This window comes from Pseudoduganella violaceinigra DSM 15887 (genome assembly GCF_000425385.1).
GTDB lineage: Bacteria > Pseudomonadota > Gammaproteobacteria > Burkholderiales > Burkholderiaceae_D > Rugamonas > Rugamonas violaceinigra.
The window spans coordinates 1-15,986 of record NZ_AUDI01000029.1; the positions used below are offsets into that span (position 1 = coordinate 1).

The 15,986-nt window shown below is 62.5% G+C and carries 19 protein-coding genes and 1 rRNA gene; 12 read left to right on the top strand and 8 right to left on the bottom strand.

The genetic code is table 11. The features are described 5' to 3' along the window. A 16S ribosomal RNA gene (locus H597_RS31180) occupies positions 1 to 121 on the bottom strand; the annotation flags it as partial. Positions 122 to 517: 396 nt separating this feature from the next. Between H597_RS31180 and H597_RS0115870 the strand changes: the two genes are divergently transcribed. From H597_RS0115870 to H597_RS0115920, 10 genes are all read left to right on the top strand, one after another. Then, positions 518 to 1,996, top strand: coding sequence for a B12-binding domain-containing radical SAM protein (locus H597_RS0115870; RefSeq protein ID WP_028103008.1), 1,479 nt, complete (start codon positions 518 to 520; stop codon positions 1,994 to 1,996). Positions 1,997 to 2,080: 84 nt separating this feature from the next. Continuing rightward, entirely contained in the window at positions 2,081 to 3,202 is a 1,122-nt protein-coding gene (locus tag H597_RS0115875; RefSeq protein ID WP_028103009.1) for an MlaE family ABC transporter permease, read from the top strand. Continuing rightward, positions 3,202 to 4,041 (top strand): ABC transporter ATP-binding protein, encoded by an 840-nt coding sequence (locus H597_RS0115880; protein ID WP_028103010.1) that lies wholly within the window; start codon positions 3,202 to 3,204, stop codon positions 4,039 to 4,041. The genes H597_RS0115875 and H597_RS0115880 overlap by 1 nt, the downstream gene beginning before the upstream one ends. Before the next feature lie 10 nt (positions 4,042 to 4,051). After that, a complete protein-coding gene (locus H597_RS0115885) occupies positions 4,052 to 4,990 on the top strand; it encodes an MlaD family protein (RefSeq protein WP_028103011.1) in 939 nt (312 codons plus the stop codon). Between the two features lie 10 nt (positions 4,991 to 5,000). Beyond that, positions 5,001 to 5,615, top strand: coding sequence for an ABC-type transport auxiliary lipoprotein family protein (locus H597_RS0115890; RefSeq protein ID WP_028103012.1), 615 nt, complete (start codon positions 5,001 to 5,003; stop codon positions 5,613 to 5,615). 3 nt (positions 5,616 to 5,618) lie between these two features. Further along, on the top strand, positions 5,619 to 6,803 hold the full coding sequence (locus H597_RS0115895; RefSeq protein ID WP_028103013.1) for a VanZ family protein: 1,185 nt from the start codon (positions 5,619 to 5,621) through the stop codon (positions 6,801 to 6,803). A gap of 27 nt (positions 6,804 to 6,830) precedes the next feature. After that, entirely contained in the window at positions 6,831 to 7,151 is a 321-nt protein-coding gene (locus H597_RS0115900; protein WP_028103014.1) for a (2Fe-2S) ferredoxin domain-containing protein, read from the top strand. Further along, the gene (locus H597_RS31185; RefSeq protein WP_035374445.1) at positions 7,151 to 7,783 is read left to right on the top strand and encodes an alpha/beta hydrolase; all 633 of its coding nucleotides are present in this window, start codon (positions 7,151 to 7,153) and stop codon (positions 7,781 to 7,783) included. The genes H597_RS0115900 and H597_RS31185 overlap by 1 nt, the downstream gene beginning before the upstream one ends. A 33-nt stretch (positions 7,784 to 7,816) precedes the next feature. Next, positions 7,817 to 8,962 carry a D-alanyl-D-alanine carboxypeptidase family protein gene (locus H597_RS0115915; protein ID WP_028103016.1) on the top strand — a complete coding sequence of 382 codons (1,146 nt, stop codon included), beginning with the start codon at positions 7,817 to 7,819 and terminating at the stop codon, positions 8,960 to 8,962. Then, positions 8,962 to 9,837, top strand: a complete 876-nt coding sequence (locus H597_RS0115920; protein ID WP_229632187.1) for an aldo/keto reductase — start codon at positions 8,962 to 8,964, stop codon at positions 9,835 to 9,837. The genes H597_RS0115915 and H597_RS0115920 overlap by 1 nt, the downstream gene beginning before the upstream one ends. A gap of 63 nt (positions 9,838 to 9,900) precedes the next feature. Here H597_RS0115920 and pssA read toward each other — a convergent pair whose 3' ends face one another. Then, positions 9,901 to 10,683, bottom strand: a complete 783-nt coding sequence (gene pssA / locus H597_RS0115925) for a CDP-diacylglycerol--serine O-phosphatidyltransferase (RefSeq protein WP_028103018.1) — start codon at positions 10,681 to 10,683, stop codon at positions 9,901 to 9,903. A gap of 113 nt (positions 10,684 to 10,796) precedes the next feature. Here pssA and H597_RS0115930 point away from each other — a divergent pair, with 113 nt between their 5' ends. Together H597_RS0115930 and H597_RS0115935 are read left to right on the top strand one after the other, a co-directional pair. Next, complete coding sequence (locus H597_RS0115930) at positions 10,797 to 11,786, top strand: CAP domain-containing protein (RefSeq protein WP_051293848.1); 990 nt, start codon at positions 10,797 to 10,799, stop codon at positions 11,784 to 11,786. Positions 11,787 to 11,834: 48 nt separating this feature from the next. Next, complete coding sequence (locus H597_RS0115935; protein WP_161630618.1) at positions 11,835 to 12,434, top strand: Hpt domain-containing protein; 600 nt, start codon at positions 11,835 to 11,837, stop codon at positions 12,432 to 12,434. Here H597_RS0115935 and H597_RS35490 read toward each other — a convergent pair whose 3' ends face one another. From H597_RS35490 to mnmE, 6 genes are all read right to left on the bottom strand, one after another. Beyond that, the gene (locus tag H597_RS35490; RefSeq protein ID WP_154668135.1) at positions 12,435 to 12,623 is read right to left on the bottom strand and encodes a hypothetical protein; all 189 of its coding nucleotides are present in this window, start codon (positions 12,621 to 12,623) and stop codon (positions 12,435 to 12,437) included. It lies immediately after the preceding gene. Between the two features lie 190 nt (positions 12,624 to 12,813). Then, positions 12,814 to 13,536, bottom strand: coding sequence for a CPBP family glutamic-type intramembrane protease (locus H597_RS0115940; protein ID WP_028103021.1), 723 nt, complete (start codon positions 13,534 to 13,536; stop codon positions 12,814 to 12,816). Beyond that, positions 13,521 to 13,706, bottom strand: coding sequence for a hypothetical protein (locus tag H597_RS34885; RefSeq protein ID WP_154668136.1), 186 nt, complete (start codon positions 13,704 to 13,706; stop codon positions 13,521 to 13,523). Before H597_RS34885 ends, H597_RS0115940 begins: the two co-directional genes overlap by 16 nt. Further along, positions 13,679 to 14,179, bottom strand: a complete 501-nt coding sequence (locus H597_RS0115950; RefSeq protein ID WP_083941127.1) for an SdpI family protein — start codon at positions 14,177 to 14,179, stop codon at positions 13,679 to 13,681. The genes H597_RS34885 and H597_RS0115950 overlap by 28 nt, the downstream gene beginning before the upstream one ends. Continuing rightward, on the bottom strand, positions 14,172 to 14,459 hold the full coding sequence (locus H597_RS0115955) for an autorepressor SdpR family transcription factor (RefSeq protein WP_028103023.1): 288 nt from the start codon (positions 14,457 to 14,459) through the stop codon (positions 14,172 to 14,174). Before H597_RS0115955 ends, H597_RS0115950 begins: the two co-directional genes overlap by 8 nt. A gap of 145 nt (positions 14,460 to 14,604) precedes the next feature. After that, positions 14,605 to 15,984: a tRNA uridine-5-carboxymethylaminomethyl(34) synthesis GTPase MnmE gene (gene mnmE, locus H597_RS0115960; RefSeq protein WP_028103024.1), complete on the bottom strand. Its 1,380-nt coding sequence runs from the start codon at positions 15,982 to 15,984 to the stop codon at positions 14,605 to 14,607. Positions 15,985 to 15,986 lie beyond the last annotated feature (2 nt).

The following is a 15,986-nucleotide window of genomic DNA, read 5'->3' on the forward strand; positions in this document are numbered from 1 at the left end:
CGATATATTACTCACCCGTTCGCCACTCGCCGCCAGGGTTGCCCCCGCGCTGCCGTTCGACTTGCATGTGTAAAGCATGCCGCCAGCGTTCAATCTGAGCCAGGATCAAACTCTTCAGTTTAATCTCTGTTTTTCCGGTATTGCTACCGGAGGTCACTCACTCAAAATACTGACGAATCTCTTACGAGATTACGTTTAATATATTTTGTGCGAGCGTTATAACGTATATTTTGAGCATCGGACCCGAAGGTCCGGGCATATCGTCAAACGCCCACACTTATCGACTGTTGATTTTTAAAGATTGCTGCCTTGTTTGTTTGACGAAGCGTTGTGTTCGTCAGCAGCAGAGGAGCGAGATTATGCGGTACAGCGTGCAACTCGTCAACCCCTTCTTCTTTCTCGCTTCGCTTACTGTTTTAACAGTGCCGCGTTGCGAGGGACAGAACTATAGCCGACCGCCGCCGACCGCGCAAGGGTAAAATGCATGGTTTCGTAATACCGTATTACCGCACCCGCCATGACCATCCTTCTCTCCACGCTCAACGCCCGCTACACCCACGCTTCGCTGGGACTGCGCTACCTGCTTGCCAATATGGGCGAGCTGCAAGCGCAGACGCGCATCCAGGAATTCGTGATTGGTGCGAAGACGACCGAGATGGTGGAACGCATCCTTGCGGCACAGCCGAAGATCGTCGGCTTCGGTGTATATATATGGAACGTTGAAGAAACCTGCCGCCTGGTGGCGACGCTGAAACGGGTAGCGCCGCATCTGGTGATCGTTCTCGGCGGACCGGAAGTCTCTTATGAAACCGGCGAGCAGGAAATCGCGCGTCTGGCCGACTACGTGGTCACCGGCTGGGGCGACGTGACTTTCCCTAAATTGTGCGGCGAAATCCTGAACGGCCCCAAGCCCTTGATGAAGGTGCATGCCGGCGTCCAGCCGCCGATGGCCGAGATCAAGCTCCCCTACTCCCTCTACTCGGATGAGGATCTCGCCCATCGCACCCTCTATGTAGAGGCTTCGCGCGGCTGCCCGTTCAAGTGCGAGTTCTGCCTATCCGCACTCGACAAGACGGCCTGGCCCTTCAATATCGATGCCTTCCTGGCAGAGATGGAGGGTTTGCACGCCCGCGGCGCGCGCACCTTCAAGTTCGTGGACCGCACATTCAACCTGAATATCAAGACCAGCCTGAAGATCATGCAGTTCTTCCTCGATAAGCTGGCCGCCGCGCCGGAAGACCCGGTCTATGCGCACTTTGAGCTGGTGCCGGACCACCTGCCCGATGCCCTCAAAGAAGGCATCGCCCAATTCCCGGCGGGGACGCTGCAGTTCGAAATCGGCATCCAGAGCTTTAACCCCGTGGTGCAGGCCAATATCTCGCGCAAGCAGGACAACGCCAAGGCCGCCGACAATATCCGCTGGCTGTGCGAGCATTCCAGCGTGCATATGCACGTGGATTTGATCGCGGGCCTGCCGGGCGAAACGGTGGACAGTTTTGCCGAGGGCTTTGACAAACTTTGGGCGCTCGGACCGCACGAAATCCAGTTCGGGATCCTGAAACGGCTGCGCGGAACGCCGATCATCCGCCATACCCAGGAATTCGGCATGGTGTACGACCCCTACCCGCCTTACACCATCCTGGCCAACCGCGATATCGACTTCCCCACCATGCAAAGGCTGGTCCGTTTTGCCCGTTATTGGGACCTGGTTGCCAACTCGGGGCGCTTCACCCATACCGTTCCGGTGCTTCTGGGCGCAACGCCGTTCGCGTCTTTCATGGCGTTCTCCGACTGGCTGTATGCCAACACCGATGCGACACACCGCATTGCACTGGACCGCTTGGCGGTCATGGTTGGAAAGTGGCTGGCAGTCACTGGAATGGATCAGGCGGCGGCCGCAGAACTGCTGGCGCGCGATGGGCATGGGGTGAAGCAGAAGGCTGCGGCGCCCGTGTCGGCGGCGCCGGCGCGGCAAGCGCGGCACCTGGCGGCCTGAAAACACTGATTCCCAGCCCAAACCCAGGGCCGGGCTACAGTGCGCCGGGTGGCGCTATGGGCGAATCTCTTTTACACTGGCGTTATGCCTATTGCTCAAGAGCCAACGTTATCTATCAGCCCAGACGGGCGCACGGTATCAGCCGGGGGAACCTGGCAAGTCCATGCACTCGCAAGCATACGGGTAATGAAGGCCATTTCGGCCTGCCTTGACCATGTAAAAGATATTCATGCGGTCGAATGGAACTTGGGCAGCATCGAGATGCTCGACCACGTCGGCGCGCAGCTGCTATGGAGCGCCTGGGACTACCAGCGCCCCGCCCGGCTGAAACTGGCCGACGGCCAGGAGGAAATCTTCAGGCGCATCGAGGCCGCCGGCAAGCTGGAAATCCCGCGTTCGCGCAAGGAGCGCTTTGGCTGGGTGACTTCGCTGGGCTTCGGCATCATGCACTTCATGGAGCATATGGGCGGCTTCGTGCGGCTGATCGGCTCCGTGGTGCAGGATGCGGGACGCTTCGTTTCGAACCCGCGGCGCGGCCCCTGGCGCGAGATTTCGGCGAATATATTCCACGCCGGCTTTCAGGCGCTGGGCATCACGGCCCTGGTGGGATTCCTGATCGGCGTGGTGCTGTCCTACCTGTCGGCGCAGCAGCTGCGCAACTTCGGCGGCGACATTTACCTGGTCAACCTGCTCGGCATGTCGATCGTGCGCGAACTGGGTCCATTGATGGCGGCCATTCTTGTGGCGGGGCGTTCCGGATCCGCGATCACGGCGCAACTGGGCGTGATGCGGGTGACGGAAGAACTGGATGCGATGCTGGTGATGGGGATTTCGCACGGCTACCGCCTGATCCTGCCGAAGGTGATCGCGCTGGCGATCTCGATGCCCCTGCTGGTGATCTGGACTGACGCCGCCGCCTTAATCGGCGGCATGATCGCAGCCAAGGTGGAATTGAACCTGTCGGTGCGCTATTTCATCATGAAGCTGCCGCAAGTGGTGCCGATTGCGAACTATTACATTGGTCTGTTCAAGGGAGCGGTGTTCGGCATGCTGATCGCCATGGTGTCCTGCCACTTCGGCCTGCGCATCAAACCGAATACGGAAAGCCTGGGCCATGGCACGACGACCTCGGTGGTGACGGCGATTACGGTGGTGATCCTGGCGAACGCGGTGTTTGCGATCGTCTTCAACGGAGTGGGCTACTGATGAACGACCTGCCCGAACAGTCGGAGGAAAGCCGCAGCTGCCCCGAAGGCGAGGGCAAGCTGACGCTGGATGGCAGCGTGCCGGTAGTGGAGATCACCAACCTGCAGACCAAATTCGGCCGCACGGTGATCCACAACGATTTGAACCTGTCGATCGAACAGGGCGAAATCCTGTCGATCGTGGGCGGCTCGGGCACCGGCAAGACCGTCCTGCTGCGCCAGATGCTGGGCCTGGAGCGTCCGACCAAAGGTTGCGTGCGCATCTTCGGCGAAGACATCACGCAGGCCTCGTCCGGCCACCTGCAGGAGCTGCGCAACCACTGGGGCATGCTGTTCCAGCAGGGCGCCCTATATTCGGCGCTGACGGTGTTCGAAAATATCGCGCAACCGATGATGGAGCTGGGCACGCTGCCACAGCAATTGATTCGCGACGCGGTGCTGCTGAAAATGAATATGGTCGGCCTGGGGCCGGAGCACGCGAACAAGATGCCAAGCGACCTGTCGGGCGGCATGATCAAGCGTGTGGCCCTGGCCCGCGCCCTGGCCCTGGAACCGAAGCTGCTGTTCCTGGACGAGCCGACAGCCGGCCTGGATCCGGACCTGTCGGAGAGCTTCGTCTCGCTGATCAAGTCCCTGCACCGCGAGCTGGGCCTCACCGTGGTGATGGTGACGCACGACCTGGACTCGCTGTTTGCGCTGTCCACCCGCATTGCGGTGCTGGCGGAAAAACATGTGTTGGCGATCGGGCCGACGCGCGAGGTGATCAAGACCGACCACCCGTTTATCAAGGAATTCTTCCTGGGCGACCGCGGCAAACGCGCACTCGAAGCCCTGGAGTAAGGAGCAAGGCATGGAAAACAGATCGCACGCTTTGATGACAGGCCTGTTCACGATCACGCTGCTGATTGCGGCGATTCTGTTCGGCATCTGGTTCAACCGCGACCGGGTGAAATACGACCCCTACTTGATCGCGACCACCCAGTCGGTCCCGGGGCTGAATCCGCAGGCGGCGGTGCGCTACCGCGGCCTGGAAGTGGGCAAGGTGGACGACATCGATTTCGATCCGACGCTGGCGGGGCAGATCCTGATCCACCTGAGCATCGACCCGGCCTCGCCGATCACCAAAACCACCTACGCCACGCTGGGCTACCAGGGCGTGACCGGCATCGCCTATATCCAGCTGGACGACGAGGCCACCGGTTCGCCGGCGCTGGAAACCAGCAAGAACAATCCAAGCCGCATCCCCCTGCAACCGGGCCTGTTCGACCAGCTGGAAAAGCGCGGTACGGCCATCCTGGGCCAGGCCGAGGAGGTCACCAAAAAGCTGAACACCCTGCTCAGCGCCGACAACCAGAAGACCATGCTGGGCGCGTTCAGCGACGTGAGCGAAGCGGCCCAGTCGTATAAGGACCTGGCGGCCAAGCTCGATCCCGCGGTACAGAAGATTCCCGCGCTGATGGAACACGGCGACCAGGCCATGCGCTCGGTCGACACCCTGGCCAGCGAGGCCAGCAAGGTCGCGCGCGCCCTGCAGGGACAGGACGGCGCCGTGCAGCGCATCTCGGCCTCGGTGGACCGCGCCGCCACCTCCGTCGAAGCGGTGGCTAACGGGGTTGAGCTGGAGACGCTGCCCGGCGTGACCGGGCTGGCGGATGAAACCAAATCCTCTATGCGCGCCATCCGCCGCACCATGAACAACCTGAGCGACCGGCCGCAAAGCATCCTGTTCGGCGCGCCCGGCACGCCGCCAGGTCCGGGTGAACCGGGCTTCGACCCTTCTGGCAAATAAGGACCAAGCGATGAAGAAGATTCTCCTGAGCGCCGTGACCGCAGTCGCCCTGGCCGGCTGCGCCAGCAAGAGCCCGCAACCGATCGCATACGACTTCGGCCCGATGGGCGCGCCGCTGCCGGCGGCCGCACTGGCCGGGAGCAGCGGCGGTTCGTCCGCCGGCATGCCGGCCATCGTCTTGGCGGATGTCAGCGGCCCCGCCTCGCTCGACTCCCAGCGCATGTTCTACCGCCTGATGTACGCCGACGCGCGCCAATCGCGCCCGTATGCCTACAACACCTGGTCGGCGACGCCGCTGCAGCTGATGTCGCAGCGCGTGAAGGCGCGCATCGCGCAAGCGGGCGTGAAGGTGGTCTCGACCACCGACTCGGCCGGCGGCCTGCCCCTGCTGCGCCTCGAAGCCGACGAGTTTTCGCAGAACTTCGACAGCGCCGCGCAGAGCAGCGCCAGCATCACCCTGCGCGCCTCCGTGTTCCGCAACCATAAGCTGGTCGACCAGCGCACTTTCACCCGCAGCGCGCGTGCACCAAGCGCCGATGCCGCGGGCGGCGCCAGCGCCCTGGCCGAAAGCACCGACGGCATCGCCGCCGACATCCTGGCCTGGCTGGCGGGCCTGCCGAATTAAGCGATGAAGGAAGACGCGCCCGCCCCAACGCCAGCACCGGAACCGGCTCCCCTGCCGCCGGTGCGTACCGGCTCGCCCGTGGCGCGCGCGACCCTGCTGGCGTATACGATGCTGATCGTCTATGCCAGCTGGTTCCCGTTTTCCGGCTGGCAGAACCAGGGCCTGTCGCCGCTGATCTTCCTGGAATGGACGTCGCTGCCGCGCTACTGGACCGGCTTCGACGCCGGCATCAACGTGATCGGCTACATCCCCTTCGGCATGCTGCTGGTGTACGCCATGCGGCCCAAGGTCACCGGCTTCTGGGCCTTCCTGCTGGCCAGCATCGCCGGCACCCTGGTTTCCGGCACGATGGAAGCGGTGCAAACCTACCTGCCGACCCGGGTTTCGTCCAACCTCGACTTCTACACCAACACCGCCGGCTCGGTGATCGGCGCCCTGGCCGGCGCACTGACTGCGCGCAAGCTGATGGACACCAGCGCCGTCTACAAGCTGCGCCAGCGCTGGTTCGCCCAGCACGCCAGCCAGGGCCTGGTGCTGGTGGCGCTCTGGCCGCTGACCCAGATCTACCCGCAGGGTTTCCTGTTCGGCCTGGGCCAGCTGCTGCCCATCCTGTCGGAATGGCTGAGCGACCTGCTGGACATGGAGATCGACCTGGCCGCCATGATCCGTCCCGACGTGACGCTGACGGTGGAGCAGTACTGGCTGTCCGAAACCATCGTCACCGCCTGCGGCATGGTGGGCGCGGCCCTGACGCTGCTGTGCATCCTGCGCAAGCCGGCCCCGCGCGCGCCGCTGGTGGCTCTGCTGGTGGCCGGCGCCGTGCTGGTGAAAACCCTGTCGACCGCCCTGCAACTGGGGCCGGACGACGCCTTTGCCTGGATCACGCCGGGCGCCCAGGGCGGCTTCCTGATCGGCGCCATCATGCTGGGCGGCCTGATTTTCGCGCCCCAGGTGGCGCAACGCCGGCTGGCGGTGGCGACGCTGCTGCTCAGCCTATTGATTGTCAACACGACCCCGACCAACCCCTACTTCAGCGAAACGCTGCAGAACTGGGCCTTGGGGAAATTCCTGAATTTTTACGGCGCGGCCCAGTTTCTGTCGCTGGCATGGCCATTGGCTGCCCTCTGGTACCTCTGCCTGCCATCGCACAAGCTGAACAAAGAAACCCGGGAAACCCCGGTAAAATAAGCGCCTGCATTGAATAAGAGGCTTCAGATGAGCGAACACCAGTACTTCAAGCATCACGTTTTCTTTTGCACCAACCAGCGCGACGACGGCCGCGAAAGCTGCGGCCCGCACGGCGCCGAAGCGGCACAAAAGCATGCCAAGAAGCGCTGCAAGGAATTGAACATCAACGGCGAAGGCAAGGTGCGCATCAATTCGGCCGGCTGCCTGGACCGCTGCGAACTCGGCCCGGTGATGGTGGTCTACCCTGAAGGCACCTGGTACACCTACGTCGACAACAGCGACATCGACGAAATCGTCGACAGCCACCTGGTCAACGGTAAAGAAGTAGAGCGGCTCAAAATCAAATGATGAACAAGACTTCCGAGAAGTTTACGCTGCAGGGCGGCGCCGGCCTGATGGAAGGCCTGCTCGACATGCCGGCCGGCGCGCCCCAAGGCATCGCCCTGGTGGCCCACCCGCACCCGCTGTACGGCGGCACCATGGAAAACAAAGTGGCGCAGACGCTGGCGCGCACCTTCGTGAACCTGGGCTACGTGGCTGCGCGCATCAACTTCCGCGGCGTCGGCGCATCCGAAGGCGTGCATGACCACGGCCACGGCGAGACCGACGACATGATGATCCTGTACCAGCACATGGTGCAACGCTTCCCCGGCCTGCCGGTATCGCTGTCGGGCTTTTCCTTCGGCACCTTCGTGCAGTCGCACCTGGCGCAGCGCCTGGCCGCCGCCGGCACCCCGGCCGAACGCCTGGTGCTGGTCGGTACCGCCGCCGCCAAATGGCAGATCGCCGACGTACCGGCCGACACCATCCTGATCCACGGCGAGAATGACGAAACCATTCCGCTGATCGACGTGCTGGATTATGCGCGGCCGCAGGACATTCCTGTGATCGTGATCCCCGGCGCCGACCACTTCTTCCACCGCAAGCTCGGTCACATCAAGAACTGGGTGATCGCCTTGTGGGGCAAGAAGGACCAATAAAGACTTTTGCAACCCCTACAGATTGACGCAACAATGAAAAAAATCATCGCTGCACTGGCGACCAGTGTATTGCTCATGACTTCCGCAGTGGCGCAGACCCTGCCGCCGCCGAACATCGCCGCCAAATCCTGGCTGCTGCTGGACTCCACCAGCGGCCAGGTGATTGCCGCCCAGGATCCGGATGCCCGTGTGGAGCCGGCCTCCCTGACCAAGATCATGACCGCCTACCTGTCCTTCCAGGCGCTGCGCGACAAAAAGCTGACCCTGGACCAGAAGGTGAATGTCTCGGTGAAGGCATGGAAAGTCGACTCCAGCTCGTCGAAGATGTTCATCGACCCGGCCACCCCGGTCTCGATCAACGACCTGCTGCACGGCCTGATGGTCCAATCGGGCAACGACGCCGCCGTGGCGCTGGCGGAAGCCGTGGCCGGCGACGAAGCGGCCTTCGTCATCCTGATGAACCGCGAAGCGCAGCGCATGGGCATGGCCAATTCCCACTTCGCCAATCCGCACGGCCTGCCATCGCCTGAGAACTACACCACCGCGCGCGACCTGTCCGTGCTGGCACGCCACGTGATCCAGGATTACCCCGAGTTCTACAAGATCGACTCGGTGAAGAGCTTCACCTACAACAAGATCACCCAGCAGAACCGCAACCGCCTGCTGTGGCTCGACCCGACCGTGGACGGCATGAAGACCGGCCATACCGAATCCGCCGGCTTCTGCATGGTGGCGTCGGCCAAACGCCCGGCCGGCAACCTGGAACGCCGCCTGATCTCCGTCGTGATGGGCACCAACTCGGACGGCACCCGTACCGCCGAAAGCCAGAAGCTGCTGAACTGGGGCTTTCAGAATTTTGACACCGTCAAGCTCTACTCCAAGGGCCAGGCCATCGATAGCCCCGAAATCTGGAAAGGCTCGCAATCGAACCTGAAGATCGGCTTCACCGACGACGTGCTGGTCACCGTGCCGAAAGGCGTGGCAGCCAAGATGAAGCCTGTGCTGGAGCGCAAGGACCCGCTGGTGGCCCCGATCGCCGCCAACACCAAGGTCGGCACCCTGAAGATGATGGTGGACGGCAAACCGCTGCTCGAACTGCCGGTCGTAGCGCTGCAAGCCGTCGACCAGGCATCGATCTTCGGCCGCGCATGGGATTCCGTGCGCCTGTGGCTCAAATAATGGCGCAGCTGGGTCTTTCCCGCGTCGTGGCGGGCATGTGGCGCATGACCGAATGGGACATGACACCGCAGCAGCGCCTGGCGTTCATCGAACAGTGCATCGCGCTGGGCGTGACCTCGTTCGACCATGCCGACATCTACGGCGGCTACGGGGTGGAGGGACTCTTCGGCGAAGCGCTGGCCCTGAAGCCATCGCTGCGCGGGCAGATCCAGATCGTCAGCAAGTGCGGCATCAAGCTGGTTGCCGGCCAGCGCCCGGCGCACACTCTCCAGCATTACGACACCAGCGCCGCGCATATCGCGGCGTCGGTCGAAAATTCGCTGAAGGAGCTGCGCACGGATTACCTGGATCTGCTGCTGATCCACCGCCCGGATCCCCTGATGGATTTCGACGAAGTGGCGGCGGCATTCCAGCGCTTGCGGACGGACGGGAAAGTGAAGGAATTCGGGGTATCGAACTTCTCGCGCCACCAGTTCGAGACGCTCAACAAGCGCGTTCCTCTGGTGACCAACCAGGTGGAGTTCTCACCGCTGCACCTCGATCCGATGTTCGACGAGACGTTTGACGGGCTGCAGGATCTCGGCGTCCAGCCGATGATCTGGTCGCCGCTGGGCGGCGGCCGCCTGTTTACCGCGGGCGACGAGCAGGGCGAACGCCTGCGCCTGAAGATCAAGGAAGTGGCGGACGAGCTGAATCGACCGTTCGCCAGCGTGGTGCTTGCCTGGATTATGCAGCTGCCGTGCAGGCCGGTGCCGATGACCGGTTCCGGGCGCATCGAGTCGATCCAGGTGGCGGTCGAGGCGACGCAGTTTCAGCTTGGCCGACCGCAGTGGTTTGAAATTTTGCGCGCGGCGCGCGGGCATGAGGTGGCTTGAAACCGGTAAATCAGTGTCAGACCCGCAGGGTCAGACACTGGTCGGCGGCGGCCACGGGTTGGATCACTCGTCCGGATACGTCTGCGGCGGGGCGATGCCGGTCCAGCCGCTGCGCCAGGCCAGGTTTAAGGCCACGGTAAAGGCGATATACACCACGAAGAACAGTACGAAGTAATACGCCCGCAGCCACACCAGCAGGCCCAGATTCACCGCCAGTCCCACCAGCGCCGCAGCGCTCTTTTTCTGTTTCGAACTCGGGAAGCGGATGGTCGACACCATGAAGCTGCCGACCACAAACAGCAGCGCCACAACGTAGTAGCCCTCCATGCGCGTATTCGGCACATCCGGCCACGCCACCACCACGGAAGCCACGCAGGCCGCGCCGGCCGTAATCGGCATGCCGACAAAGTATTTCGGGTCCGTGCGGCCCACGTTCACATTGAAGCGCGCCAGGCGCAGCGCGCCGCAGGCGACAAAGAAGAACGCCGCAATCCCGCCCACCCGCAGCAGGGTAGGATCGGCCGGTCCCATTTGCACGAAGCCATAGCAGTACAGCAGCACGGCCGGGGCGCAGCCGAAGTTCATCACATCGGCGATCGAATCGAGCTGCACGCCGAAATCGGAACTGGTACCGGTGGCGCGCGCCACAAAGCCGTCCAGGGCATCGAAGATCCCGGCCAGCACCAGCAGGAAGGCGGCCAAGCGGTAATCCTGCGCCAGTCCATAGAAGGCGTTATCGACAGAGATCACGATGCTGGCAAAACCGCAGGCGATCGACAACAACGTCACCGAACTGGGTAATGCAAATTTGGCACGCTGGAGTCGCTGTTGACGTTGAGTATTCAAGTTAAGGCAATCATGGTCAGAATGGAACGCCTATTTTACATGGCCCGGCATTTGATAAAAGAAACGCATCTCATGGGAAATTGGCATAGAATCGCGGCATGAAGGAGCCCACCATGTACACGTTTAATACCATGCACCGCCATATACCGACCTTGCTCATCGCCGCCCTGCTGACTGCCTGCGGTGGCGGTGGCAGCGGATCAAGCAATCCTCCGGCGACCAACAACCCGCCAACCACCACGCCGCCGACGACCATTCCGCCGACCGCGCCGCCGACCACACCGCCAAGCGGTTCGGGTGCGCCCGTCGCCACCGGCAATACCGCCACCGACGGCTTCAACTGGTTCAACTACCGCCGCGCCAGCCTTGGTCTCTCGAAGCTGACGCGCAATACGAACATTGATTTCGCGGCATTCGGTCATTCGAACTACCTGAGCCTGAACAACACCGTCACGCACGACCAGACCCCGGGCAATCCCGGCTTCACCGGCATTACGGTGTCGGACCGCCTGGCAAACGCGAATTACACGCTGACCCTTCCGTACGCTTACGGCGAAGTGATTTCGGCAGCCGGCGATACCTCGGGCTTCTACCACGCCGAAGAACTGATCACCGCGATCTACCACCGCTTCGTGGTCTTTGAGCCGATGTTCAAGGAGATGGGCACGGGTTCTGCCTTCAGCAGTGGCCGTACCTACTTCACCGCGGATCTCGCGGCCTCCAACGGCCTCGGCGCCGGCCTGGGTCGCGGCAAGATTGTCGCCTATCCGTACGACCTCCAGACGGACCTGCCGACCAACTTCTTCAGCGACACCGAGTCCCCCGACCCGGTGCCGAGCCAGAACGAGGTAGGCTACCCGGTCAGCGTTCACTCGGATATTACCGGCAATATCACGGTGTCAAGCTTCACTATTCACCCGCGCAATGGCGCCATGATGGCAACGCGCCTGCTAACCAGCAGCAACGACGCGCATACCTCGCCGCATGAAGCGGCCATTATTCCGCTGCTGCCGCTGAGCCCGAAGACCACCTATGAAGTGAGCTTCTCCGGCACGGTCGACGGTATGGCCGTGACCAAAAACTGGTCATTTACGACGAAATAGTGCCCTGCCACTAGCCCACATCAGGACGGAATGCTAAATTCTGTCCTGATGAGCACTTCTAATTCCAGCGCAGCGATACGCCAGCGCCTCGACGTCGAGGAGGGACTGGATCGCCTGATGGGCGAACGTTCGCTGTACTTGCAGATCCTGCGCCGCTTCCTGCAGGATTATCGCGATGCCTGCCCCCGCATTGCCGCACTGCTGTCGGCACAACTCGAGGCCCGGGCGCAACTGATCGCCCACTCCCTGAAAGGCTCGGCCGGCCTGATCGGCGCACAACTGGTGCACGACCAATCGGTATTGGTGGAAAACGCGATTGCCGCAGGCGCCGACTGCGGCGCATTGCTGGCGCAACTCGACACCGTGCTGCACGAAACCTGCGCCAGCATCGACAATCTCTTGCGTGATCATGGCGACAATGTCGCACCCGGCGAGGCGCCCGCGCTCGACCCGGCGCAGCTGCACGCACTGATCGAAGAACTGGTGAGATTACTGCGTGAAGGTGACGGCGCGGCCATCGACCTGGTGGAGAAATCGGCGCCGGTGTTGGCGGCGGCGCTGGGTGTGCCGACCTTCCAACTGGTGGCGGCGGCGACGCATGCATTCGACTTCGAGACGGCGCTTGACGCGCTGGAGATGGAAATCTGATCAGCGGCTGTATTCCGCTTCTTCGTCGAAGGAATCAGCACACTCCTTGCCGCAGAAGCGGCGCACTGCATCGAGGGGTTTTTCACAATACCAGCAAGAGCCTTTGGGTGGCAGCGACTGGCGCACGCCGCTTGGGCGCTGGGCCGCAGCGGCAATTTCAGCGGGTGGAATGTCCTCTTGCGTCTCCACGATATTCCCCTTTACAGACAAGCCCTGGATTCAAGGTTACTGCATTGCCGCGACAGGAGCATGACCTGCCTCAACAAAATAATAGCAGGATTAAATCAGCGGCATGGGGAACGCAACGTGCGCCAACGTACCAAAAGAAACAAAATTAATTCAATGAGAAGCACTGTCGCGATAGGACTTAGTTCCTTGACTACGAGATCGCAAAATACAAGACGAGATGTGTGGTGACATGCGCGATGATCGCCGCTTCCAGCCCGGCTTTCCAATACAGGTAGCCGGCAACGATGCCGAATGCGGCATTGCCGATCATGACGTATGCGACGATGCCGCTGGAGAGATGCCCCGTCAGCGCGGCCGCGGCCGGCAGGTGGCCGGCGCCGAAGAGCAGCGCCGACAGGAAGATGCTGGCCACGATCACTGCGGGGGGCGGCGTAAGCGCGCGCTTCTGCAACAGGCGCCACAGGATCCACGCGACAAGTGTCATGAAACCCCATCGCAGCAGCAGCTCTTCGGTGATACCGCCATACAGCACACGTGCAATCAAAGGCACCGGCGTCTTCACCTGCAACTGCGGCGGCGCCGCCTGGCTGAGCAGCCAGATCGACACTGCGCCGAACAAGCCGCCAGCCACGCCCGGAAGCAGCGCAGGCTTCAGCGCCTGCCACGGCGAAGCGCGCGAGACCAAGGCCGAAAGCAGCGGCGCACGCAAACCGACCTTCGGCGCGAGGCAGGCGCCGACAGCGACCGCAATCGCCAACAGGATGCTGCTCTGGAGCGCGGCGATCATTTGCACCGCCCACATGGGCATGGGCAAGGGCTTCCCGGCCAGCAGCGGCGGCAGGAACAGGAAAGCGATAGCAAAGACGCCCGGAAAACCCGCCGCAAAGCCGCCGGCGATCAATCTTTTTTGCATGTGCACTGCTCCCTCCACAAATGGTACGAACGCAGGATCGGCAACCCGGTCGCGAATGCGGTGCCGACGATGATGATGGCCGCCTCATGGCCGCGCATCGAATGCCACCATGCGCTGGCGGCGATGAACGCGCCGGCCACCGTCAGGCAAAGCGATGGGTCTTGTCCCATACGCGCTCATTGGCCAATGTCCACGGCGTGCGGATACCGATGGAGTAATTCCAGCGCAGCTTGCCCATCACATTGCCGTTCACGACGAATAGCAGACCCACCACGGTCATGACAACCGGCGCCACTGGAACCGGCGCCGACAGCGCCTGTGCCGCGACCATCAGCTGGATCGCGGCCAGCAGGCCGAGCACCGCCAGCATGATGGTCTGGGTCGCGTGCCAGGAGCGCAGCAGGTTCCCGCCAAGCGGGTCGATTTTCGGCAGCAGCGCGAACAGGAGCAGGAGTCCGAACGCCATCGCCGGCATGACCGACAGCGCAAGCCAGGCAGGCGCCCAGCCGTCGGGATTGCCGCTCGCATCGAAATGGATGGCGAGCGGCTTGGCGAGCGGGATATCGGCGAGCACGCGTAAGGCCGCCACGAGCATCACCATCAGGAGCAAGGTCGCGACGGTTCTCGCAGCTCGCTTAAGCATGCTTCTTCGCCTTCGCTTGCCGACCAATTTCAAAAGTGTCCGCGAAGCCGAGCAAGGCCTCCTCGAGGACGGACATATTCAATCGGTAGGTAATCGTCGTCTTGTTCTTCTCGGCCATGACCAGGCCTGCCTCGCGCAAGACCGCGAAGTGACCCGACAGCGTTGGCTTGGAGAGCTCGAAACGCTCCGCGATTTCGCCGGCAGTCATCTCCCGCTCGCGCAGCATCTGCAGGATGCGGCGGCGGGAAGGGTCGGCAAGTGCTTTGAATACCTTATCCATGTTTTGTATTTTGCCAAATACCAAAATAACAAGTCAAGCAAATTGCAACTTTTGTCCCCCGTGGGGTCAGGAAGCGAAGTGGACATTCCCTTCTTTTCGGAACGGAATGTCCACACTTGTTCCTGACCCCGCGGGGGACAAATAGTTATTTACCGATACAGAAGCGGGAGAAGATCACGCCCAGCAGGTCGTCCGACGAGAATTCGCCGGTGATGGTGGAGAGCTGCACTTGCGCCAGGCGCAGCTCTTCCGCGAACAGGTCCAGCGACTGATCGGTCTGGGCGGCGTGCTGACCGGCGTAGTCGAGGTGTCTGGCCGCGTTGCGCAGTGCGATCAGGTGGCGTTCGCGCGCCAGGTAGAGCGATTCGCCGGTCTGCTGCCAGCCCGCGATGCGCAGCAGTTCGGCGCGCAGCAGGTCGATGCCGGTCTTCTCGTTGGCGGACAGGTAGATGTGGGTGGCGTCCGGCATCTCGTCGACCGAGGGCTTGTGGCCGGACAGGTCGATCTTGTTCCAGATGCGCAGCACCGGCACGCCTTGCGGGAAGTTCGCGACGATGCCTTCGTCGGCGCGGGTGGGGCCATGGTCGGCGTCCAGCAGGTGCAGGATGACGTCGGCCTTGCCCACTTCGCCCCAAGTGCGCTCGATGCCGATGCGCTCCACCACGTCCACCGTTTCATCGTGGCCGCGGATGCCGGCGGTGTCAATGATGTTGAGCGGGATGCCTTCGATCTGGATGGTTTCGCTCACCTTGTCGCGCGTGGTGCCGGCGATCGGGGTGACGATGGCCACTTCGGCGCCGGCCAGCGCGTTCAATAGTGAGGACTTACCGACGTTCGGCTGGCCGACCAGCACCACGTTCAACCCTTCGCGCAGCAGCGCGCCTTGCGAGGCTTGCTTGAACACGTGGTCGAGGGCTTCGACAATGCCTTTCAACTGGCCGCGCGCGTCGGACTTTTCCAGGAAGTCGATTTCTTCTTCCGGGAAGTCGAGCGTGGCCTCCACCAGCATGCGCAGGTGGGTGACGCGCTCCACCAGGGCGTGGATGGTTTGCGAGAAGGCGCCGCTCAGGGAGGCGCTGGCGGATCTGGCGGCGGCTTCGGTGGAGGCGTCGATCAGGTCGGCCACGGCTTCGGCCTGGGCCAGGTCCAGCTTGTCGTTCAGGTAGGCGCGGCGGGTGAATTCGCCCGGTTCGGCCAGGCGCAGGCCTTGCTCGGCGCCGGCTTCCAGCACGCGCTGCAGCAGCATCTGCAGGACGATCGGGCCGCCGTGGCCTTGCAGTTCGATCACGTCTTCGCCGGTGTAGGAGTGCGGGCCTTTGAAGTAGATTGCGATGCCCTGGTCGATGATGGTGCCATCCGCTTGGGTGAAGGGGATGTAGGTGGCGTGGCGGGGCTTCAGGTCCGCGTCCTTGAACAGGGCTTTGGCCAGCGCCCGCAGGTTCTTGCCGGATGCGCGGACGACGCCGATGCCGCCGCGGCCGGGCGCGGTGGCAATTGCTGCGATGGGGGAGGTGTCTAGGTTCATTT

Excerpts from the sequence above, each read along its gene's own strand:
- H597_RS0115870 (WP_028103008.1), top strand. The coding sequence starts at position 518 with ATGACCATCCTTCTCTCCACGCTCAACGCCCGCTACACCCACGCTTCG.
- H597_RS0115875 (WP_028103009.1), top strand. The coding sequence starts at position 2,081 with ATGCCTATTGCTCAAGAGCCAACGTTATCTATCAGCCCAGACGGGCGC.
- H597_RS0115880 (WP_028103010.1), top strand. The coding sequence starts at position 3,202 with ATGAACGACCTGCCCGAACAGTCGGAGGAAAGCCGCAGCTGCCCCGAA.
- H597_RS0115885 (WP_028103011.1), top strand. The coding sequence starts at position 4,052 with ATGGAAAACAGATCGCACGCTTTGATGACAGGCCTGTTCACGATCACG.
- H597_RS0115890 (WP_028103012.1), top strand. The coding sequence starts at position 5,001 with ATGAAGAAGATTCTCCTGAGCGCCGTGACCGCAGTCGCCCTGGCCGGC.
- H597_RS0115895 (WP_028103013.1), top strand. The coding sequence starts at position 5,619 with ATGAAGGAAGACGCGCCCGCCCCAACGCCAGCACCGGAACCGGCTCCC.
- H597_RS0115900 (WP_028103014.1), top strand. The coding sequence starts at position 6,831 with ATGAGCGAACACCAGTACTTCAAGCATCACGTTTTCTTTTGCACCAAC.
- H597_RS31185 (WP_035374445.1), top strand. The coding sequence starts at position 7,151 with ATGAACAAGACTTCCGAGAAGTTTACGCTGCAGGGCGGCGCCGGCCTG.
- H597_RS0115915 (WP_028103016.1), top strand. The coding sequence starts at position 7,817 with ATGAAAAAAATCATCGCTGCACTGGCGACCAGTGTATTGCTCATGACT.
- H597_RS0115920 (WP_229632187.1), top strand. The coding sequence starts at position 8,962 with ATGGCGCAGCTGGGTCTTTCCCGCGTCGTGGCGGGCATGTGGCGCATG.
- H597_RS0115930 (WP_051293848.1), top strand. The coding sequence starts at position 10,797 with ATGTACACGTTTAATACCATGCACCGCCATATACCGACCTTGCTCATC.
- H597_RS0115935 (WP_161630618.1), top strand. The coding sequence starts at position 11,835 with ATGAGCACTTCTAATTCCAGCGCAGCGATACGCCAGCGCCTCGACGTC.
- H597_RS0115940 (WP_028103021.1), bottom strand. The coding sequence starts at position 13,536 with ATGCAAAAAAGATTGATCGCCGGCGGCTTTGCGGCGGGTTTTCCGGGC.
- H597_RS34885 (WP_154668136.1), bottom strand. The coding sequence starts at position 13,706 with ATGGGACAAGACCCATCGCTTTGCCTGACGGTGGCCGGCGCGTTCATC.
- H597_RS0115950 (WP_083941127.1), bottom strand. The coding sequence starts at position 14,179 with ATGCTTAAGCGAGCTGCGAGAACCGTCGCGACCTTGCTCCTGATGGTG.
- H597_RS0115955 (WP_028103023.1), bottom strand. The coding sequence starts at position 14,459 with ATGGATAAGGTATTCAAAGCACTTGCCGACCCTTCCCGCCGCCGCATC.
- mnmE (WP_028103024.1), bottom strand. The coding sequence starts at position 15,984 with ATGAACCTAGACACCTCCCCCATCGCAGCAATTGCCACCGCGCCCGGC.